The sequence below is a fragment of the Weissella hellenica genome (assembly GCF_005405545.1).
Classification (GTDB): Bacteria; Bacillota; Bacilli; order Lactobacillales; family Lactobacillaceae; genus Weissella; species Weissella hellenica.
On record NZ_BJEG01000001.1, the window covers coordinates 1 to 22,902 of the forward strand.

Here is a 22,902-nt window from a genome sequence, read left to right on the forward strand (position 1 = left end):
TTTGTCAGATTCGCAAGCTATATTTCACAAACTCTTTAAGTCAATTTCACGATTTTCACGCTGTTTGACATAGAGCCCTTCTTTTTAGTATCTATTAATTTGCTTGTGTAACGTTTTGATAGTCAATTACTGGCTTGATAAATTCTTGGTATGATTGTTGAGACAAGTAAGTAAAAGTTGGCCAGAAGCGATCATCAACCATAAAGTTCAAAGCTTTTACAGTTGCTTCCCATAATTCTCTAGCTTTATCTTCTTGCCCATTCAACGTTAATTTAAGAACCTCTGATAATTTTTTAACAAATATAAAATAACTACCATAGTCAGGAAATTTATTTTCTTCAATATAACGCATGGTTAACGTAACATTTTTTGTATCACCATTTTCTAATGCTAACAACAACATTTGAAAATTTAATAGCCCGACATTCCAAACTGCTGCTGGTGCAAAGTGATCCATTTCAACTAAACCATAGCCTTCTAAAGAAACAATTTTTTCAACCTGCTTTGTCATTTCACCAACCATTGTTTTGACAGAATCATATGGCACATGACGAATAATATTTGCAAACAATAACATGTCAGTAGATGAGTATAACTCACGCTTTTTCAGGAACTTCACAATAGTTGGTCGTGCAATTTCAACCAAACGATATCGTTGGCCAAAATCCACAACTTGCGAATTAATCGCACGCACAACATTTAATAATAAACGGGTATTGTGCGTTTCTTCAAATAAAGCAAGCACTTGATAAACCATATCTTCATTCGGTGTTGTGGTATAAGACTGTAAGTCCAATCCTAACTCTTTAATTGTATCATCCACTAATTCCGGTTGTGTCAAATAAATATGTAATAATAATTCATCGTATGACACATCAATTGTCGTCAATAAATTTACAAAAGTCGTTGCACTAACACGACCATTGCCCTTTAAGTAATCATATAAACGCGATCTTGAGATATCAACAGATTCTAAAATTCTTGGAATAGAAATATTACGTTTTTTAATAAAATGTATTAAGGCATTCCGAACTGCTTCGGCGGGCACACGATTTTTTTCCATTAATAATTATCTCCCACAACGTATTTCTTATAATTACCATTATACAGCTAATTAAGTGCTTTACTAAAAAATTTATAGATTTTATACTAATTATTTTTACTAGATTAGTACCATATAAAAAACATTTAGGTCACTTTTCAATAACCTAAACGTTTTTAACTCAATCATGATGCAAATTAATCTTTGAATTTATTATGATAATTAGCACCTGGGAAATACCAATTTGCTTTACCAAATATTTTAATTGTTGCTGGAATAATTATCAAACGAACAAAGAAAGCATCAAATAAGATACCACTTGCTAATGAAATTCCGATTGCCTTAATAGTTGGATCTTGCACCAATGCAAAACTACCAAACACAGCAATCATAATTAATGCAGCTGTGATAATAACAGGACCACTCTCTTGTAGCCCAGCCTTCACTGCACGTTTATTGTCACCTGTCGTAATATAAACTTCACGAATTCTAGATACCATAAATACTTCATAATCCATTGCTAGACCAAAGATAATACCAATAACAATTACTGGTAAGAATGCTAAGATTGGTGCTTTTTCACTAATATTGAAAAGACCATCTTGCATAATCATGGTTGTTAATCCCAATGAAGCAAACAATGATAAGCCAAATCCAACAATCGCCATAAGCGGAATAATGAACGATTTAAACATAAACATCAACAAAACGAATGCTAATGCCATTACAATTCCCGTAAACATTGGGATAGCGTTATTTAGTTTTTCTGAAATATCGATATTAACGGCATTATTTCCCGTCAAAGTTATCTTCGTATTATCACTCTTTTGCAATGAATCCGAATAGCTATTAATTTTTTGTGCTAGCGTTTCAGTTTTAGCTGAAGCTGTATTTGTCTTAGGCATCACAATAACTAATGCATATTTCTTATTCTTACTAATCTGAGCTGGAATACCTGATAAAGCTGCTTTTTGGGCTTCTTGTTTAATCTTAGCTTGATACTCTTGCGTTGCTTTTTGAATTATTTGTTGTTGCTCTGCCTGACCGGCAGTTGGCTTAGACTTCATGAAGTCCATCACCTTAGCCTGCACATACTTTTGACCATCAGCCTTAATTTTTTCTTGCATAGCTGGTGACTTATACTTTGCAACAGCTTCTTCATCAACAACAGGTGCTAACATTTTCACATTATCCATCTTAGCGATATGATTAGTAGCCTTAGTTAAAATTTGCTTATTTTGTGCATCAGAATTTGACGTATCTAATTTCACAACACCCACTAAGGTTGCATTATAGCCATCCCCAAATTTATCTGCCGTCATATCATACGCTTGGCGTTGCGTACTATCTTTAGGTAGCGCCCCATCAAAAGGCATACCTAGTCGCATATGTGTTACTGGTAACATAAATGCCCCTAACACAATCACACTAATAACTACCATAATAATTGGGTGATTAATAATCGACTTTGTGATAACACCGTCTTTTTTAACCTTAGTTGCCTTAACGACTTTATCAGATGGCTTAACAAACTTACGCAACAATGAAATTAGTGCTGGCAATAATGTCACAGCTGATAATACCGCAAAGATAACACCAACCGCCGCAGCAATTCCCATCTGTGTTAGGAAATCAATACCAACTAATGACAACCCAACTAAGGCAATAATAACAGTGATACCAGCAAACAAAACAGAACTGCCCGCACTAGCTAAAGTAACGCCCATTGCTTCATCTGCAGGTGTCACTTTACCAGTATGATGTATTTCATTTTGGCGACTTGTTTTAACTCACCAATAAAACGGTGCAAAATAAACAACGCATAGTCGATACCAACTGCCAAACTAATCATAATTGACAAAGTTTGCGCAACACTGGCAATTGAAAAAACATTCGTGCCTAGCATTACTACAATTAATCCACTTACTAGACCAACGATTGCCGTAATAATTGGCAAACCAGCTGTTACAAATGATTTAAATAATACTAATAACAATACAAAGGCAATCAAAATACCAATGATTTCTGATGTTCCACCAATGTCAAAGTCTTGCATGACATTTCCTGAATAAGCAACTTTCAAGTTTTGTGAGTTTACTTTATCATTCGTAATTGCTTGAATATCATTTACAACACTTTTTGAAACATTATTAGCATCTTTTTTGAATATAATGCTGATAATACCAGTTGTCTTATCTTCACTAATTGTTTGTGAATCATAAGGACTAGTAATACTTTTAATATTATCTTGATGATCAGCTTTAATTTGTTTAACTGCTGCATTAATTCGCTTCTTATCATCTTGCGCTTGAATACTGTCGTCTTGTTTATTTTGAACAACAATATTCATCGTCCCTGCATCAACTGACTGATTAAATTCTTCCTTTAAAACATTTTGCACATCGGTTGATGGTACACCTGAAATCTTCAAATTTGTATTAAAATGAGATCCCATGGCAATTAAACTACCAATGAAAACAATTAAAATCACTACCCAAGAAATAATGACTTTAAACTTATTGTTATAAGTCCATTTACCAAACCTCGCTAAAAAATTATTCATCTATTGTATCTCCTCCATATTAAACAATTACCTTATAATGTAATTGATTTTATAAATAGTGTCCATGTACAATAAATGTGAAGTGCACATCAAATGGTCATCGGAGGATATTTATATGAGTAATTTAAGTCAAAAACGGATGAACAAAATTATTTTCACAAGTTTCAAGGAATTACTGACAACAAAAAAGTTTTCAGATATTAGCATCACCATGATTGCTAATCAAGCCCTTATTCATAGAAATACCGTTTATCATCACTTTACTGATAAATATGATTTACTAAATAAATATATTGAGTACGAAGCCCAAAACTTTCCGATTGATTTTAGTGATTTTAAAAACCATCCATTCAAAAATATTCATGATTTGCTCGTCAATTCATTTGAAAAAATTACGAGCTATCAAAAAGATGATCATGATTTTAATTTAATCATTCAAAATGGTTTCTTAAGATTAATCGTCAACGCCCAAAAAGATGATCAAATTTTTTGGTTCATTGGCAAAATTGGCAGTATCTTACTGTGGAATGAATTTCACAATAATTATTACGAATTAATTCGTGACTACCAAGCATTAGATGAAATTTATCAAACAGGTATTTTCCCCAATGTCGATTAATTCATTCCAACCAATAAAAAACAATCCCCGTATTGTTTCATACGAGGATTGCTTTATTTTGTTTATTAAATATTATTAACTTGCATCTTTTTTGAACGACGGTACTTATCTAGCTCAGCAACAACCAAAACAAGCAGCCCAATTACGATAACAACTACCCAATCAAATAGTGACAAAGGTCCAGTTGAGAATATGTTATTCATAAATGGTACATAGGTAAAGACTATTTGTAGCACAACCATCAGACCAATAGCTCCAAACGCCATCGGATTTGTCCAAAATGATTTACTCAATACAGAAGCTTCTGTTCTAATATTAAATAGATAGAAAATCTTACCAAATATAATCGTATTAACAGCCATCGTACTTGCTACTGAGAAGCCTACTGAGTTATCAAACACTTCGAAAACAACCAAAGCACCAGCAGCAATAATGACACTCACATAAATCATTTGAAAAACATCATGACGGTTCATTAATTTTTCGATTGTTTTACGTGGTGGTCGCTTCATAATACCTGGTTCAGCAGGTTCAAAAATAAACGCCAATTGTAATGTTAAAGCTGATACCATATTGATCCACAACAATTGAATTGCTGTCATTGGCATTGTTTGTTGCAATAAAATACTAAACACAACAATTAATCCTTCAGCAAAACTTGTTGGTAACAAGTATAGAATCGTTTTCCGAATATTGTCATATAGACGTCTTCCTTGTTCAATAGCTGTTTTAATCGTTGAAAAATCATCATTTGCTAAGACCATATCGGCAGAATCTTTGGCAACATCTGTTCCCTTGATTCCCATTGCAACACCAATATCTGCCTTCTTTAAGGCTGGTGCATCATTAACACCGTCACCAGTCATTGCCGTAACTAAATTATTAGCTTGATAAGCTGCTATAATACGCAATTTATCTTGCGGTGTTGTCCGGGCAAAGACGTCATAGTTTGTAACAATCTGTGCTAATTGATCATCAGACAAGTTTTCCACTTCTGCTCCTGTAATAACCTGAATATTTTCAGCCAAGCCCAATTGCTGTCCAATAGCTTTGGCAGTATCTGGACTATCACCTGTAATCATTTTCACGTGAATACCAGCCTGCCGCATATTCGTAATCGCCTCAATAACTTCTGGACGTGGTGGGTCAATAATCGCAGCTAACCCAAGAAAGTTTATACCATATTTTTGCAACGTATCGTGGGTTACTTCTGACACATTTTGTTCGACATTAATATAACCAACTGCAATAACACGTTTTCCTGATTGAGCAAACTGTGACGCCAAATCAGACCAGTACTGACGATCAAATTTTTCATCATTTGCCGCTAAATCAAACAGTTTATCAGGTGATCCTTTTATTACGATAAATCGCTCTTGCTGTTTATTTTCTGCTAAACGGGCCATATAACGATAGTCAGAATCAGATGGCATCCGATCAATTTCTTTTAACTGCGGTTCTTTTTGACCAAATGCTTTATAGTAGGCTGATAAAAATGACGCATCCGTAGGTTCACCATTAATATCCCAAACACCATCTTCTTCAGTTAAGAAAGTATCATTAGCTTGATGTCCCATCGTTAAGAACATTTCTAACTGCTGATCTTGCGCAACATCTACGGGATTACTATCGTATAAAATATCACCTACCGGGGCATATCCAGTTCCCGTAATCGTATAATGTTTTTTATCAATAACGATATCTTGAATCGTCATCTCATTTTTCGTCAATGTTCCTGTCTTATCGGAAGCAATAATATCTACTGCACCTAATGTCTCAGCAGCAGGCAATGTTTTCACAATCGCATCTTTTTTTGTTAACTTTTGAACCCCTGTTGCCAAAATGATCGATGTTGCAGCAGGCAAACCTTCAGGGACCGAACCAACAATCATTGCAATGATCGCCATCACTAATGTTGGTAATTCATAGATATTTAATACCCATCCTAGAATAAATACCAATAATGCGACAATAATAATTACCCAAGAAATACCATTTCCTAAGTGATCTAATTCCCTAGTCAATGGTGATTTTTCACCAGAAACATCCGCAACACTTTGCGAAATTTGACCAATTTGTGTATCAATTCCTGTCGCCACAACCATTCCTGTTGCACTTCCATTTGTAACAGATGTTGACGCATATGCCATATTAACTCTTTCTGCTAATGGCACTTTACCAGTCAAAGTCGATTCGTCTTTTAACACAGAATCAGACTCTCCTGTTAATGAAGACTCCTGAATTCGTAAATTATCAGCATCAAGAATTCGTAAATCGGCAGGAACGTTATCTCCTGCTTCTAAATAAACCAAGTCACCTGGAACCAATTCACGTGCAGGCACATCAAATCGCTCACCGTCTCGTATAACTGTTGCTTCAACGGACAGCATGTTTTTAATTTTATCTAGCGCATTGCTTGCATTTACTTCTTGGATATAACCAATTAATGCATTCACAATAACAACTAATCCGATAACCACCGCATCTGAATAATGCCCCATTAACATTGTTAAGGCTGCTGCAACAATTAAAATGTAAATGATGACACTATTAAATTGTCGCAAAAGAATCAGCCATTTCGGGACTGATTTCAGCGTGACTTCATTATATCCGTGTGCTCACAATCGTTCATCTATTTCATTTGATTGCAGCCCAGCTGGGTAATTTGATTGTAAATCATCAATAACCTGTGACCAGTCTTGATTATAAAAATCGGACTTGTTTAATAACGGGCCGTCGTCTGATTCACTATTTGATCTATTCATTTGTACACTCCTTTAAGGGAAAAATATTCTCTGCGTCTTGCTATTTAAGGTTGGCCGCTAGATACCTAATCTAGTTAGTCAGTTTCCCACGCGTGCGCGCCGCTACTCCCGCAAGTGATACAAATAAAAAGTAAGTTAATTGCGAAAATCATAACATGGTTAACTTAATTTTCACATAAATACTATTTCAAATAGCTAACAGACTTTTTCACTTCAATTTTCGTACCATCATACGTATCCTGAATATATTTTTGAATAGTTTGATCATGATATAAAGTAACTAATTTTTGATAATTTTTTTTATCCTGATTACTAACATCGGAAGCTGTCGCTAAAATATTGATATTTTGCCGTGTGCTCTGATTAATTTTTTCATGATATAAGGAATCTTTCATAACATTTAGCTTTCCTTCTAGCGCAACCGTATTTGAAATTAATGCAGCACCAACACTATTCAAAATACGAGGCCCGGTTGTATCATCAATTTTTTTAAATTTTAAGTTACGCGGATTTGACACAATATCATCCGTGTTACCTAATGAATCAAAACCAGCTTTTAATTTAATCAAACCGGCATCTTGCAACAACAATAACCCACGTGATGTATTCGCAGGATTATCAGCAATTGCAATTGTTGCACCAGTTGGAATATCCTTGATTTTCTGATACTTATCTGAATATATGCCCATTGGTTCTAAGTAAGTCGTTCCTAAATTCATTAGCTTATGCTTTGGATTTTCATGATTATAAGCCTTCAAATATGAATAAGACTGAAAGGCATTCACATTCACGTTATGTTCTGCTGTAGCGTTGTTTAATTGCACACCATCATTAATTTGTTTAACCGTAATTTTCAAATTGAGCTTTTTTGCTTCCTTACTTTTAGCAATATGTTGCCAAACTTGATAATCACTTCCCATTGAACCCACAGTAATCTGCTCCGGTGCGTGCGCTATTTTATAGCTATTATACGTATGCAAACCAACTGCAACAACACCAAGAACCACCAAACTGCTGATAAATATTAACCAATTTTTTATTTTCACAGTTATGCCTCCTATATTTTGATTTGATAAGCTTAAAATCGTTCAACTTTTTTGGCGATCCAATCACCAATTATCTGAACAATGAAAACCATCACCAAAATAACTAGCAAAGCAGCAATCGTGACGTCATTTTCAAAACGCGCATAACCGACGCTAATCGCAATATCACCTAGTCCACCAGAACCAATTGCCCCCGCCATTGTCGTCAATCCTAACAAACTAATAATAGTTACAACAGAAACACGCATAATATCAGGCAAGCATTCACGTAAATAAATACGATAAATAATTTCACCTGTACTTGAACCCATTGCCTGCGCTGCTTCAATCACTGATGGTTCAATACTTAAAAGTGCATTTTGAACTTGGCGCGCATAAAAAGGAAAAATACCGACAATTAATGGTACTAGTGCAGCAGGCGTACCAACAGTTGTGCCAACAATATACTTTGTTATTGGTGCCATCACCGCCAATAAAATAATAAACGGCACTGACCGCAACAAATTAACCAATTTATCTAAGAAGTTATAGAACGGTGGGTCAGCATTAATACCACCAGGCTGCGTCACCACTAAAAAAATCCCTGTTCCTAATCCTAAAACACCAGCAATTAAAGCTGACCAAAAAGTCATATACAATGTTTCCCAGGTTGCCTGCACAAATTGCGGCCAAATTGGAACAACATTTGGAAACCAATTAGCTAACATAAACCTGCTCCTCTCCCATAGAAAAATCAGTTACGACCACCCCAACTGTTGTCAGATAGTCCAATATTGTCGCAAAGTGTTCATCTGACGCAGTTAATACAATTAACATATAGCCTAATGACAACTGGTCAACTTTTTGAACATTCGCAAATAAAATACTAGCCGATATACCATATTTAATCCCCAAAGATGAAATAACCGCTTCACTGGTGACCTCACTAGAAAAACGTAAATATAACAATCGTTCGTTAGGTTGTAAGTTTTCAACCAGCTGATCATCACTAATCTGTTGACGCATTTCTGTGACATTAGCTGCAGACTCGACAAACTTTTGCGTTAAAGTCTGTTTAGGAGCAGTAAACACTTCACTAACTGAACCGTTTTCAATAATGCGACCATTTTCCATGACGGCAACATTTTGACAAATTGACTTAATTACTTGTATTTCATGCGTAATTAGAACAATCGTTAAGTCCAATTTTTCATTTAAGTGCTTCAACAATTGCAAAATATCTGCCGTAGTTTGTGGATCTAATGCGCTTGTCGCCTCATCGCTAATTAAAACGTCAGGATTATTAGCCAACGCTCTAGCGATCGCAACACGTTGCTTTTGCCCACCTGATAATTCATCTGGATAAGCTTTAGCGTACTCCTCCAAACCAACTAATTTTAATAATTCTAATGCTTTCGCATGTCGCTTACTACGTGACATTTTTTGACTTAACAATGGGTACTCAATATTATTTAAAACTGTTCGCGACCGTAATAAATTAAAATGTTGAAATATCATCCCCACTTTTTTTCGCACACCACGTAATTCTTTATCATGCAAAGATAACAAATCCTGTCCCAAAATATTAACGGATCCTGCATTAGGTCGTTGCAACAAGTTGATGATGCGTACTAAAGTACTTTTCCCGGCCCCAGAATAACCGATAATGCCGTAAATGCTACCTTTTTCAACTTGCAATGACACATTATCTAGCGCAACTAAACTTTCATCATTGCGTTTAAATGTCACGTTTATCTCTTGTAAATCAATTGCGATATCAGCTGCGCTCATACATCAGCCCTCCTTCCCTTTTTCAATGATTGTATTAGCTAAAGTGCATCCCACCATCAACTAACAATGTTTGACCAGTAATATAAGCAGCGTTTGGTGAAGCAAACCAAGCAATCACCTCTGCAACATCTGCGGGGGATCCTTCACGCCCCAAACCAATTTCTGTTAAGCAATTAGCTTGCTGTTCTGGTACTGAAAGTCCTTTGATTTCAGCTGTTCTCGCATCAATACTGTCACGCAAAGGTGTTCGTACAATACCTGGACTATATGAGTTAACAGTAATTTGATCAGCGGCTAACTCCTTAGCTGCCGATTGTGTTAAACCACGAATACCAAATTTTGATGCTGAATAAGCACTTTGTAGTGCTGACGCTTCTACACTAGCTAGTGATGCTGCATTAATAATGCGCCCCCCATGACCTTGTGTTTTAAACGTAGTTGCTGCAGCCTGAATTCCCCAGTAGGTTCCCTTCAAATTTACGTCAAACAAACGTGAAATTTTATCCGGATCAGAATCAATCACCGAATCAATAAAAGCAACACCCGCATTATTAACAAAAACAGCTAATTCACCTAAATCATTAATCGCATCGTCAACTAATTGAAAAACCGCTTCACGATCAGCGACATCAATTACATAGGCTTTTGCCTCAAATCCTTGATTACGTAAATTCTGTGCGACTTGTGTCACTGTTTGTTCATTAATATCAGCAACGGCGATATTAAAGCCATCTTTTGCTAATCGATATGCGGTTGCTTCTCCAATACCTTGTCCTGCACCAGTAATAATTGCTGTTTGTCCCATGTTTTTCCCCTTATTCTGTATTATTCAAATAAAAAAGCCCCACTCCTGTTAAAAACAGAAGCGAGGACGTCGCGATACCATTCTGATTTGTTTGCCGATTACTCTAACAAACCTCATTACCCAAAATTGGGTTAGTCAAATAACGGTGACAAACCGCCTAACGCTTACAATATCGTTCACGTTACGTGATCATCGGCCATTTTTCATGTGCAATCCTTGTTACGACTCTCATCAACTGTCGTTTTTCTGTAAACTTTTTTGCCATTACTTTCCGAATCATATCATTTTAGTTTTTTATTAAAAAGCCTTGATAAACGTCAAAAAACGCCCTCAAGAAATAAATTTCTCAAGGGCGTTCATCCGCGGTACCACCTTAATTCCTGGTAAAAAACCAGCTTATTATGTCAGCTAACATCCTTCCTAACTGCATAATGAACTCGATATTAGTAGTCAACCATTGATGGTTTGCGTGCGCTCACCAATCTTTTGCTCCAAGACCATCTTCGATTAGCTTCATTATTTGCTCACACCACCCGCAAATTCTCTGATAACACCACTGATCTACTCATCTCTTCATCGCTTTTTAATTTGTTTTTAATATGACATGAATTTTATACTCATTTTTATAAACTGTCAACACTGTTTCACATATGAATTTTTGTTACACTAATCGTATAGAGGAGGCGTTAATTTATGACAAAACAATTTCGTGATAACTTAATTGGATTAATTGCCGGATTTATTTTTATAGTGCTCATGTTTATGACTGATCATCTCTTCTGGTTAATTTTAATTATTTTCGGTCCTAGCTTATTAATAACTTGGTTACTTAACAAATATAAGCCTTTAGAAAAAGGACCCGAAATCGCTTGGTGGAAAGAATTGCTCTGGGGTACTTTTTTCTTCATTTTTATTTTAGTTGCTTACAAAATTAAATTTAACGAAACTATTTTTAGTTGGCGAACTCTTTATCTATTTATTATGTGGTTATTAGGTGCAACTTTAGGAATAGCACATCGCCGTTTGAATACAAAATAATCCTACAAACAGCTAAAAAGGAGGCCAGAACACAATGTTCTAGCCTCCTTTTACAATAAACAGTTCAATTCTATTCAGAACTGCTTATTCGTATTTACTTTTCTTCATCGTCTTCTGCGCGTTGCAATAATTCTGCAACTTCACTTGGTTGTTCACCATTTTTAGGAGCCATTGGTAGATCATCAGAAGCTGTTTCCTCTGGATTTACCGTTTGTGTTGTCTCCTCTTCAGGCATAACATATTCGACCTTAGCAAAAGTTGATACGGAAGAATCATCATCCAAACGGATAACACGCACACCTTGTGTTGCACGACCAGTTTTAGAAATTGAATCAACAGTGAATCGAATCATAACTCCTTTGTTAGTCGTTAACATGATATCTTCACTACCATCAACAACCTTCAAACCAGCCAATGGACCATTCTTTTCAGTGACTTGAGCGGTCTTGATACCTTTACCACCACGACCCTTAATTGGATATTGATCAACAGGCGTTTGCTTACCATAACCGTTCTTAGTAATAATCAAAACGTGTCCATTTTCAACTAGTACTTGCGCACCAATTACATAATCATCTGGACGTAATGTAATACCACGAACTCCTGCAGCTGAGCGTCCCATTGAACGAACTGCTTCACTATTAAATGAAACGGCATAACCACCATGCGTACCGATAATAATATCTTGTGAACTATCAGTAATCAAAACGTTAATCAATTCATCCCCATCGTGAAGGTTAATGGCCTTCAAACCATGAGTACGGATATTACCAAATTCATTAACTGGCGTCCGCTTTACAACACCTTCACGTGTCGTAAAGAATAGATAGTCTTCACTTTCGGCAGCATCACCGCGCACATTAATAATGGCTTGAATACTCTCACCACTTTCAATACCTAACAAGTTAACGACTGGGATTCCCTTAGCAGTACGACCATATTCAGGTATCTCATACCCCTTCATCTTGTAAACTTTACCCGAATTAGTAAAGAACAATAGGGTATCATGCGTTGATGTACCAATTAATTCATCGATGAAATCATCATTGTTCACACCCATACCTTGAATACCACGACCACCACGGTTTTGTGCACGGAAGTCTGCTTGTGGCATACGCTTAATGTAACCCGCATGTGTTAGTGAGACAATAATGTCTTCTTCTTCAATCAAATCTTCATCTTCAATGCTTGTCACATCACCAATTTGTAGTTCAGTACGACGAGCATCACCGAATTTATCTTGAACTTCAAGTAATTCAGTATAAATGATTTCATCAATTCTTTCAGGCTTAGCCAAAATATCTTTGAAATCATTGATTGAAGCTAACAAACCTTGATACTCTTTTTCAATCTTATCGCGTTCCAAACCAGTCAAACGAACTAAACGCATATCCAAGATAGCTTGTGATTGTTTATCTGACAAAGCATAATCTGACATCAACTTTTGCTTAGCAATTTCTGACGTTTGCGATTGACGAATAATTGCAATAATCGCATCGATGTGATCAAGCGCGATTCGTAACCCTTCCAAAATATGGGCACGTGCTTGCGCCTTACGCAAATCAAATTCCGTTCGACGACGCACCACTTTTTGTTGGTGAGCAAGATAAGCAACTAACATTTCTTTTAGACTTAATAACTTTGGACGACCATCTTCAACAGCTAGCATATTAAAGCTAAAGCCAGTTTGCATCAAAGTGTTTTTGTACAAATTATTTAGCACAACTGAAGCTGAGACATCACGACGAATTTCAATCGCAATTCGGGTTCCTTCTTGATCAGACTCATCATTAACACCAGTAATACCTTCAATACGCTTGTCACGACCTAACTCAGCAATACGCTCAATTAGCTTTGCCTTGTTAACCATATATGGCAACTCATTGACAATAATATGTTCTTTACCAGACTTTTCGGTCTCAATTTCCGTCTTTGCACGAACAGTGACCACACCTTTTCCAGTTTCGTAAGCCTTACGAATACCAGACTTACCCATCACAATCGCACCAGTTGGAAAATCTGGTCCTGGAATGGCTTCCATCAACTCAGCAATTGTAATATCAGGATTCTTCATCAACATATGAAGACCTGAAATGACTTCACCTAAATTGTGTGGTGGAATATTAGTTGCCATTCCAACGGCAATTCCGTTGGCACCGTTGACTAGCAAATTAGGAAAACGTGCTGGCAAAACAACTGGTTCACGATCAGTACCATCATAATTGTCTTGGAAATCAATCGTATCTTTATTGATATCGCGCAACATCTCAGTAGAAATTTTACTCAAACGTGCTTCAGTGTAACGCATAGCGGCAGCTGGGTCACCATCGACTGATCCAAAGTTTCCGTGACCATCGACTAGCATATAACGATATGAAAAGTCTTGTGCCATACGAACCATTGAATCATAAATTGCTGAGTCTCCGTGTGGATGGTACTTTCCCATGACATCCCCAACAATACGCGCCGACTTCTTATGTTGCTTATCCGGCGTAACACCCAATTCATTCATGCCGTATAAAATACGACGATGAACTGGTTTTAACCCATCACGCACATCAGGTAACGCACGTGCCACGATAACTGACATGGCATAATCCAAGAAAGATGTTCGCATTTGCTCACCAAGTTTGGCAGGCTTAATGCGGCTGTTCTTTTGTTCTTCTTCAGCCATTTGATTTCCTTTCTCTTACTTTAAATGTTTACACAGTAATGAACCTAAACGTCTAATTCAGCGTATTGTGCATTTTCTTCAATAAACTTGCGACGAGGCTCAACCTTGTCACCCATAAGCATTGAGAACACTTGATCTGCCTCAATCGCATCATCCATTTCAACACGTAACAAACGACGTACGGATGGATCCATGGTTGTTTCCCATAATTGGCTAGCATCCATTTCACCAAGTCCCTTGTATCGTTGGATAACTGGCTTTGGTGATGCTGGTAACGTTGGCAACAACGCTTCAAGTTCTTCATCAGCATCCAAATACTGAATAAACTTACCTTGGCGAACTTGATATAGCGGTGGCTGCGCAATATAAATGTATCCTGCTTCTAACAATGGACGCATGTAACGATAAATTAGCGTTAGCAACAACGTACGGATGTGTGCACCATCGACATCGGCATCAGTCATAATAATTAATTTATGATACTTAGCCTTTGTAACATCAAACTCATTACCAAAACCCGTTCCCATTGCTGTAAATAATGAACGGATTTCTTCGTTGGCTAAAATCTTTTCCATTGATGCTTTTTCAACATTCAAAATTTTTCCACGAATAGGCAAAATAGCTTGTGTTAATCGCTCACGACCTTGCTTAGCGGAACCACCGGCAGAATCACCCTCAACAATAAACAATTCGGAAATTTTAGGATCTTTTGACGTGTTATCAGCCAATTTACCAGGCAAGTTTGCAATTTCTAGTCCTGACTTCTTACGTGTTGCTTCACGTGCACGCTTAGCGGCCATACGCGCCTTACCTGCAAGAATACCTTTTTCAACAACTTGCTTAGCAATTTTGGGGTTTTCCATCATAAAGCGTGCGAAAGTATCTGAAAACATACGATCAACTGCTGTACGTGCATCGGAATTACCCAACTTAGTCTTTGTTTGCCCTTCGAATTGTGGATCAGGATGTTTGACAGAAACAATTGCCGTTAATCCTTCACGAACATCATCTCCAGAAAGGGTGTCATCATTTTCTTTTAGAATTTTATTCTTACGTGCATAATCATTAATGACACGCGTCAAAGCTGATTTAAACCCTGTTTCGTGCGTTCCACCTTCATACGTGTGAATATTATTAGTGAATGATAGTAAATTACTGTGGAAATCATCCGTATATTGCAATGACACTTCTACGGCAATATCATTTTCCATTCCTTCAACATAAATAGGCTCATTAAAAATAACATCCTTATTGACGTTTAAGAAATTAACATATTCTTTAATCCCACCTTCATAGTGGAATGACTCAACAATTGGTTCATTCAGACGCATATCTGTAATCGAAATACGTAACCCTTTATTTAAAAAGGCTAACTCACGAACACGATTCATCAATGTTTTGTAATCAAAAACTGTTGTTTCCCGGAATATATCTGGATCCGGTGCAAAACGAACAATTGTTCCACGTGAAACAGGAGCATCCTCTGCAGAAACTTCATGCATGCTTGTTTTAACATGACCACGCTCAAAGTCCATCGCATAGCCTTTACCGTCACGAACGACTAATACGTCTAAACTTGTTGATAGCGCATTAACAACTGAAGCTCCCACACCGTGAAGGCCTCCAGAAACTTTATAACCGCCACCGCCAAATTTTCCACCAGCGTGCAAAATCGTAAAGACTGTTTCAAGTGCTGATTTACCAGTTTTTGCTTGAACATCTACTGGGATACCACGACCGTTATCAATAACCGTAATTGAATTATCTTTTTCAATAGTTACTGTAATATGATCCGCAAATCCTGCCAAAGCCTCATCAATACCATTATCGACAATTTCCCATACAAGATGGTGTAGTCCTTGACTAGATGTCGAACCAATATACATACCTGGACGCTTACGAACCGCTTCTAATCCTTCTAAAACTTGAATTTGACTGGCGTCATAGGCATCTGCTTGCGTATGCATTTGTGAAACATCTTCTTCAGCCATGATTCCCTCCTTAAACTTAACAACTAGTTATCTTTACTAACATTATTTTCAGCTTCTACTAAATGCCCCGAATCAACATGAAATACTTTTGGTTCATGAATTAATTGTCGCGCTACATCACTTAATGAGGGCGTCGTAATAAACGTCTGTACCTTATCTTGCATAGCAGCTAGTAAATGGGTTTGCCGATTACTATCTAATTCAGAAAGAACATCGTCCAATAACAATACTGGATATTCACCTGTCTCTTCTTTCATCAAATCAATTTCGGCTAATTTAATGGCTAATGCTGTCGTTCTTTGTTGGCCCTGTGAGCCAAAACTAGCCACATCATGCTGATTAACTTCAAAACTCAAATCATCACGATGTGGGCCTAACAAGGTTGTCCCCATAATAATTTCACGTTCACGCAATTGTTCAAATCGCGTTAACATTTCTTGTTTAATTAATGTCACATCTTGTAAATGATTAACATCAAGCTGTGAAACATAATGAACCTGTAATTTTTCATTATTTTGTGTAATGGCAGCTTGAATTGGTTGTGCAGCATTATTTAATTTCACAATTAAATTTTTCCGCCACATAACCAATTCACTACCAAAATTGACTAATTGTTCTGTTAAAACATCTAAATATAATTTATCAGTTGCTTGCTTACTTTGTAGTTGCTTTAAGTAACGATTTCGTTGTTTTAAAACACTTTTATATTGATTTGCAATATACAAATATTTCGCACTCATCTGACTAAACTCACGATCAATAAATTGACGCCTAATTGTGGGCGCCCCTTTAACTAAATCTAAATCTTCTGGTGCAAATAAAATAACATTTAATTGCCCAATATAATTAGCTAATTTAGCTTGGTCCAAATGATTGATTCGTGCTTTTTTACCTTTACTAGTAAGTTTTAATGATAATGGCACATCACTATATTGTCGTGCTACCGTTCCGGCAACCCGTGCTTCTTTTGCTTGCCAACCAATTAATTCTTTATCGGATGACGTACGATGTGAACGAGTTAAAGCTAAAACATAAATGGCTTCCAATAAATTGGTTTTACCCTGTGCATTCGGTCCCAAAAAGACATTTACACCAGACGAAAAAGTGACATCTAAAGTATCATAATTTCGAAAATTGTTTAGTTCTAACGACATTAATTCCATTAGTTTGTACTAGCACCTGTTCCATTAATTACAAAACGATCTCCTGATGGAATTGCAACAACATCTCCTGGATACAACTTACGACCACGACGATCGTCAGGTTCTTCATTTACCAAAACTATATTTTCTCGCAAATACCATTTTGCCTGACCACCAGTTGCAATAACACTCTCTTCTTTTAATAATTGCCCTAATGTAATAAATGGGGCTTGAATTTGAACTTCTGTTGCCAATGTTTAGTCCTTCCTATCGTTAAAAATAACGACATTTACACGATTTCATATTAAATATATTATACGCTTTTTTTTAACTTTCCACAATCTCAAAAAGGCACTACAGCCCTTCTCAGGTTGTTTAATAACTTTTAAATAAAAAAGCCAAAAAATGCTTTTTCTTCGTAAAATAGCATTTTTCGGCTTTTTTATATTTTTAGTAAGTTCGAACTGGTGTAATCAGTTGAATAAAGTTTGTTTCATTATTTGTGGGTACCAATGTAAATGGATCCAAAGCTGTCTTAAAACCAATTTGAATTTGCTCATCACCAAATGAACGAAGTGCTTCACGCATGTAATCTGGATTAAATGAAATTGTCAAATCATCCCCTGCCGTTTCAGCAGCAAATATTTGCTCTTCAACACGTCCAATTTCAGGTGAATTAGATGAAATCAAAGACTTTTCACTTGTAATGGCAAATTGAATCACATTTGAACGGCCTTCATGACTAAGTAAAGCAGCACGCTCAATTGTTTGTAACAAATCATGGGCATTAATTGTTAGAGTTGTCCGCTTTTCAGTTGGAATTAAACGTGATGCATCAGGATAATTTCCTTCTAGTAGTCGTGAATAGAAAGTTGTATTTTCACCTAACTGGAAAATCACTTGATTTTCAGCAACGCGAACATCAACTTTTTCAACATCGTCCAACATTGCTTGTAATTGTGATAGTGAAGCACCAGGTACGATGATATCTGCATTAACATCTGAGTCATCAAATCCGACAGAGCGTTGTGCTAATCGATGACGATCAGTAGCAACAGCCGTTAAATTACCACTAGCTAAGATAAAGTGAACCCCTGTTAAAATGGGTTGGCTTAATTGCTTAGAAACCGCAATAACGGTTTGCCCAATAATCTCATTTAAAGTATCTGCAGCTAAAGTCAAATTATTTCTAACTTCAATTTCTGGTAAATGTGGGTAAGCACTAGCATCTTGCCCATTAATATCAAATTCTGCACTTTCAGATTGAATTTTTGTTTGTAATCCTGATGTATTTGTTAATTTAAATGTTTCACCAGGCAATCGTTTAACAATATTTGAAAAGAAATTAGCTGGTAAAACAATGGCGCCTGATTCAACGATTTGTAAATTAGCTTCATCATCATTAACTGGAATTAATATTTCAATTGAGATGTCTGTATTTGATCCCGTCAAAACAAGACCTGTTTCATCAAGAACTAATTTAATTCCTTGTAAAATTGTCATTGATGTTCGTGATGAAATAGCACGATTAACATTATTCATTGCTTTTATAAAAGCTGCTCGATTAATTGTAAATTCCATTAGATCTCCTTAATGTACAAAATCATAATTATGAAGTGCGTAATAACTTACTTAATTATAAATAAAAAGATAATAATAATAATAAGGGGTGTGAATATTGTGGAAAACTCTTGTGTATACCAATGTACCAAGAAATGGTCTATGTATACAACCCTGTGGATAACTACGCATCGGTTTGTCGTTTATTCACAAGCACTATTATTACCCATTGCTCAATTCTTCACGAATTTTTTGAACTTGTTCAGCTAAAATACTATCATTTTCGATGGCATTTTCAATTTTTTCAGTTGAATGCATAACCGTTGTGTGATCTTTACCACCAAATGCACGGCCAATTTGTGGCAATGAGTCTTGCGTTAATTCACGAGCGATATACATCGCAATTTGACGTGGGACAACAATTTCTTTGTTTCGTTTTTTTCCATTTAGATCTTGAACAGTAACATTGAAAAAGTTAGCAACAGCTTCTTGAATTAATGGAATCGTAATCGCACGTTGGCGTTTGAAATTCATTGTTTCTAAGATTGTGCGAGCCGTTTCAACTGTAATCGGTACATTTGAAAAACGCATTTTTCCCACAACTTGGTTAAATACGCCTTCCAAATCACGGACGTTGGTATCTACTGCTGCAGCAATTTCATCAATGACATCGTTAGGAATACTTAGATTTTCAAGATCGGATTTGTTTCTTAAGATAGCAACACGTGTTGGTAAATCAGGCTTGGTAATATTAGCTGAATAGCCTTGACCAAAGCGGGTTACTAAACGCATTTCTAATCCCGGTATTTCTTTGGGTAACTTGTCAGATGTTAGAACAATTTGATGATTTTCACGAGTAATGGCGTTGAAAGTATTAAAAAATTCTTCTTGGATTTTTTCTTTGCCGGCTAGGAATTGAACATCATCTACCATCAGTAAATCAGTTGAACGATATTCACGTTTAAAAGCTTCGGTCTCTTTTTGGCCACGACGTAAAGCTTCCGTAAAATCATTGATAAAATCTTCAGTTGTAATGAATTTAACATTAGCATTTGGGGTACGTTCTAAAACTTTGTTACCAATGGCTTGCATTAAATGCGTTTTTCCTAAACCAACCCCGCCATAGATTAGTAAAGGATTCCACTGCGTACCAGGTTTATCAGCGACAGCTTGCGCAACAGCATAAGCTTCGCGATTTTCATCTGATGAAACAAATGTTTCAAAGCGGAATTCAGGATTCAAAATTGATTGGGTTACAAATTCTGAAGCTAAATTAGTATTTTTTGTGTATTCTGTTGTTTCACTTTTCTGATCATCTGGTAGATCAAATAAAGTCGTTGGTGTTGGTGAAACATAAGTGACAGAAGGAATGATAAATGTTGGTTTACCGGTTAAATTCAATGTTGCCGTCATGGCAGCTTGCATAAAAGCTTGGTAGTAAGAACTATTTGTATCTAACCATTCTGATGCAACTGGTTCATATGTAGTTGTCAATTGCAAAGTAACGGTATTATTTTCATTTTCTACTAATTGCAATGGATTAAGTGTATCTACGTAATTAGTAAATGAGAATCCTTGCGAAATTGACTTGCGTAGTTCTTGTTTGATGGCATTCCAAAGTTGGATGGGATCCATTTGGCAACCTCCTTTAGGGATTAAGATATCTTTTTGTGGGTTTTCCACAGGACGTTTGCTGGGCTTATTTTCATAAGTAGCACAATTCATCAAATTTCATTTTAGCAGTATGTGGATAAGTTTTCCACAAGGAATATGCCAGTAATACCAACGATTTAGGGAGTTCTAGATAACAAAATGGGATATTAACATGCTGTGGAAATCTAAATATGAGTTATCAACCGGATGTGAAACAAAGTTTAGAGTGAATTCTGGAAAATGTGGATAACTTAGGGGAAAAACAAGAAATTTACAGGTAGTTGTTAACAACCTAAGTTTGGTGTCATCATGTTTATAAGAGTTATACACATATCCACAAGGAGAAGGATGAATAGTTTTACCAATATGTGGAACATGTGGAAAAACTGTGGATTATGGGGAAAACTCATGTAACGCTCTGTTAGATTACCTATTTTTATTAACATAACGCTCTGTTAGATTATGGAAAACTTTCAGTAAATTTAGCTGTCTATAAAAAGTAAAGATTTTGCAAAGGTAATGAATGTTGTCTTGTTATTAATAAATTAAAATTGGCTCCAATAGTTAATATTCTTGCTTTGATTTGGGGGTAATGTTACAATTGAATACGAATTGTGGTTTGGCCATGCCAACCGCAGGCCAAATCTAACTACGAATGGGAGGTGTATTCATATGAAGCGTACATACCAACCTAAGAAGCGTCACCGCGAACGTGTGCATGGTTTCCGTAAGCGCATGAGCACTAGCAACGGTCGCAAGGTGCTAGCACGTCGCCGCCAAAAGGGCCGCAAGGTATTGTCAGCCTAATTAGGTCAGGCCTTTTATTAGGATTACTGATAATGATCGCGCATGAGTCGGCTATTGTGGCTGATTCATGCGTTTTCTTTTGTCATAAAAAAATTTGGAGCAAAAACAAATGCGTAAGAGTTACCGTGTAAAAAAAGAAGCTGATTTTCAATTAGTTTTTGAGCAGCATCACTCGGTCGCAAATAAAATGTTTATTGTTTACACAATGACGCGTGAACAACCAACCCACTTCCGTTTAGGAATTTCAATTTCTAAAAAAGTGGGCTTGCGTGGTCATGAGCGTGTGTGGGTTAAGCGTCGAATTCGGCAAAGCATTCTGGAATTTAAGCCCAAAATGCGTTCGGATCTTGATATTTTAGTAATTGCGCGACCAGCAGCACATGATCAAGACATGGCGATCATCAAAAAGAATTTAGAACATGTTTTTAAATTGGCAAATGTGTTTGTCGATGAAGAAACGGAATAATAATATACTATATATGGAGAAAATGAATGCAGACTGCTAAAAAAATGTTTACCATGCGTTCGGCAATTACGGCCTTAATCGCATTAATCATTATGATTGTAGCGGCCGTGATGTATGATGGCCAAGTATCCGGAAGTGGATTTTGGCGTGGTATTATCATTGCTAACTTCTCACGTTCCATTTTAGGAGTATCAGCCTGGTTTGGTGATAATTATGGTTTTGGAATTATTATCTTTACTGTATTAATTCGTTTATTGATTTTACCTTTGATGGTTTATCAAACGGGTTCAATGCGTAAGATGCAAGAAATTGCCCCAGAACTAAAGAAGTTACAACAAAAATATTCAAGTCGTGATCCTGAAACAATGCAAGCGATGCAAGCTGCACAAAAGAAGTTGTATAAAGATGCCGGAGTAAATCCATTTGCTAGTTTTATCCCGCTTATTGTGCAAATGCCAATTTTGATTGCATTGTATACAGCGATTCGTACAACTAATGTATTGGAAACAGGTACCTTCTTCTGGGTACAACTAGGAGAACGTGATCCATACTTTATCTTGCCAATTTTGGCAGCATTATTTACATTTGCTTCTTCATATTTGGTAATGATGGGTCAACCTGAAAAGAATGGTATGACAACGTCAATGACATATATTATGCCAATAATGATTTTCTTCTTTGCTATTTCTGTTCCATCTGCCCTATCACTTTACTGGGTTATCTCAAATGCGTTCCAAGTGGCACAAACTTGGACGATTCAAAATCCATTTGAAATTCGCCGTGAACGAGAAGCTAAGAAAGAAGCAGAACGTGCTAAGCAACGAGCAATTCGTAAGGCTATTCGTGATCATAAACGTTAATTTTAATATGAGAATCAAGATGAATCATCTTGATTTTTTTTTATTGTTAAAAAAGACGTTAACCTCTTTTTAATTTACAAACTCTATGCTATAAATTATGG

General features: G+C 36.4%; 18 protein-coding genes, 1 pseudogene and 1 other annotated feature. Of the genes and pseudogenes, 5 read left to right on the top strand and 14 right to left on the bottom strand.

The features are described from left to right. Window positions 1–94 precede the first annotated feature (94 nt). The 3 genes from FFM61_RS00005 to FFM61_RS00015 form a co-directional block, all read right to left on the bottom strand. Window positions 95–1,063, bottom strand: a complete 969-nt coding sequence (locus tag FFM61_RS00005; RefSeq protein ID WP_137604577.1) for a helix-turn-helix domain-containing protein — start codon at window positions 1,061–1,063, stop codon at window positions 95–97. Window positions 1,064–1,239: 176 nt separating this feature from the next. Further along, the gene (locus FFM61_RS09170) at window positions 1,240–2,769 is read right to left on the bottom strand and encodes an MMPL family transporter (protein WP_137604578.1); all 1,530 of its coding nucleotides are present in this window, start codon (window positions 2,767–2,769) and stop codon (window positions 1,240–1,242) included. 17 nt (window positions 2,770–2,786) lie between these two features. Continuing rightward, window positions 2,787–3,605, bottom strand: coding sequence for an MMPL family transporter (locus tag FFM61_RS00015; RefSeq protein ID WP_074426726.1), 819 nt, complete (start codon window positions 3,603–3,605; stop codon window positions 2,787–2,789). 115 nt (window positions 3,606–3,720) lie between these two features. Between FFM61_RS00015 and FFM61_RS00020 the strand changes: the two genes are divergently transcribed. Beyond that, on the top strand, window positions 3,721–4,224 hold the full coding sequence (locus FFM61_RS00020; protein ID WP_074426725.1) for a TetR/AcrR family transcriptional regulator: 504 nt from the start codon (window positions 3,721–3,723) through the stop codon (window positions 4,222–4,224). A gap of 65 nt (window positions 4,225–4,289) precedes the next feature. Here FFM61_RS00020 and FFM61_RS00025 read toward each other — a convergent pair. The 5 genes and pseudogenes from FFM61_RS00025 to FFM61_RS00045 form a co-directional block, all read right to left on the bottom strand. Then, a pseudogene (locus FFM61_RS00025) lies at window positions 4,290–6,989 on the bottom strand (HAD-IC family P-type ATPase). Between the two features lie 182 nt (window positions 6,990–7,171). Then, window positions 7,172–8,035: a MetQ/NlpA family ABC transporter substrate-binding protein gene (locus tag FFM61_RS00030; RefSeq protein ID WP_074426724.1), complete on the bottom strand. Its 864-nt coding sequence runs from the start codon at window positions 8,033–8,035 to the stop codon at window positions 7,172–7,174. 32 nt (window positions 8,036–8,067) lie between these two features. Continuing rightward, window positions 8,068–8,742 (bottom strand): methionine ABC transporter permease, encoded by a 675-nt coding sequence (locus tag FFM61_RS00035; protein WP_074426723.1) that lies wholly within the window; start codon window positions 8,740–8,742, stop codon window positions 8,068–8,070. Further along, entirely contained in the window at window positions 8,732–9,805 is a 1,074-nt protein-coding gene (locus tag FFM61_RS00040; protein WP_074426722.1) for a methionine ABC transporter ATP-binding protein, read from the bottom strand. The genes FFM61_RS00035 and FFM61_RS00040 overlap by 11 nt, the downstream gene beginning before the upstream one ends. Before the next feature lie 34 nt (window positions 9,806–9,839). After that, the gene (locus FFM61_RS00045; RefSeq protein ID WP_074426721.1) at window positions 9,840–10,610 is read right to left on the bottom strand and encodes an acetoin reductase; all 771 of its coding nucleotides are present in this window, start codon (window positions 10,608–10,610) and stop codon (window positions 9,840–9,842) included. A 53-nt stretch (window positions 10,611–10,663) separates the two neighbouring features. Beyond that, window positions 10,664–10,899: a binding site (T-box leader), on the bottom strand. Window positions 10,900–11,303: 404 nt separating this feature from the next. Between FFM61_RS00045 and FFM61_RS00050 the strand changes: the two genes are divergently transcribed. Further along, entirely contained in the window at window positions 11,304–11,648 is a 345-nt protein-coding gene (locus FFM61_RS00050) for a hypothetical protein (RefSeq protein ID WP_074426720.1), read from the top strand. Between the two features lie 94 nt (window positions 11,649–11,742). On the opposite strand, the gene gyrA is transcribed toward FFM61_RS00050, so the two are convergent. From gyrA to dnaA, 6 genes are all read right to left on the bottom strand, one after another. Next, window positions 11,743–14,322 carry a DNA gyrase subunit A gene (gene gyrA, locus FFM61_RS00055; RefSeq protein WP_074426719.1) on the bottom strand — a complete coding sequence of 860 codons (2,580 nt, stop codon included), beginning with the start codon at window positions 14,320–14,322 and terminating at the stop codon, window positions 11,743–11,745. Between the two features lie 44 nt (window positions 14,323–14,366). Further along, entirely contained in the window at window positions 14,367–16,313 is a 1,947-nt protein-coding gene (gene gyrB / locus FFM61_RS00060; RefSeq protein ID WP_074426718.1) for a DNA topoisomerase (ATP-hydrolyzing) subunit B, read from the bottom strand. A 23-nt stretch (window positions 16,314–16,336) separates the two neighbouring features. Beyond that, window positions 16,337–17,476 (bottom strand): DNA replication/repair protein RecF, encoded by a 1,140-nt coding sequence (gene recF, locus FFM61_RS00065; RefSeq protein WP_074426717.1) that lies wholly within the window; start codon window positions 17,474–17,476, stop codon window positions 16,337–16,339. Then, entirely contained in the window at window positions 17,476–17,709 is a 234-nt protein-coding gene (yaaA, locus tag FFM61_RS00070) for a S4 domain-containing protein YaaA (protein ID WP_074426716.1), read from the bottom strand. Before yaaA ends, recF begins: the two co-directional genes overlap by 1 nt. Before the next feature lie 196 nt (window positions 17,710–17,905). Then, window positions 17,906–19,036, bottom strand: a complete 1,131-nt coding sequence (gene dnaN, locus FFM61_RS00075; protein WP_074426715.1) for a DNA polymerase III subunit beta — start codon at window positions 19,034–19,036, stop codon at window positions 17,906–17,908. Between the two features lie 201 nt (window positions 19,037–19,237). Further along, on the bottom strand, window positions 19,238–20,650 hold the full coding sequence (gene dnaA, locus FFM61_RS00080; RefSeq protein ID WP_074426714.1) for a chromosomal replication initiator protein DnaA: 1,413 nt from the start codon (window positions 20,648–20,650) through the stop codon (window positions 19,238–19,240). Between the two features lie 690 nt (window positions 20,651–21,340). Here dnaA and rpmH point away from each other — a divergent pair. The 3 genes from rpmH (at window position 21,341) to FFM61_RS00095 (ending at window position 22,801) form a co-directional block, all read left to right on the top strand. Continuing rightward, entirely contained in the window at window positions 21,341–21,475 is a 135-nt protein-coding gene (rpmH, locus tag FFM61_RS00085; RefSeq protein WP_002828338.1) for a 50S ribosomal protein L34, read from the top strand. A 109-nt stretch (window positions 21,476–21,584) separates the two neighbouring features. After that, window positions 21,585–21,941: a ribonuclease P protein component gene (gene rnpA, locus FFM61_RS00090; RefSeq protein ID WP_074426713.1), complete on the top strand. Its 357-nt coding sequence runs from the start codon at window positions 21,585–21,587 to the stop codon at window positions 21,939–21,941. A gap of 26 nt (window positions 21,942–21,967) precedes the next feature. Continuing rightward, entirely contained in the window at window positions 21,968–22,801 is an 834-nt protein-coding gene (locus tag FFM61_RS00095; RefSeq protein ID WP_074426712.1) for a YidC/Oxa1 family membrane protein insertase, read from the top strand. The last annotated feature ends 101 nt before the right edge of the window (window positions 22,802–22,902 follow it).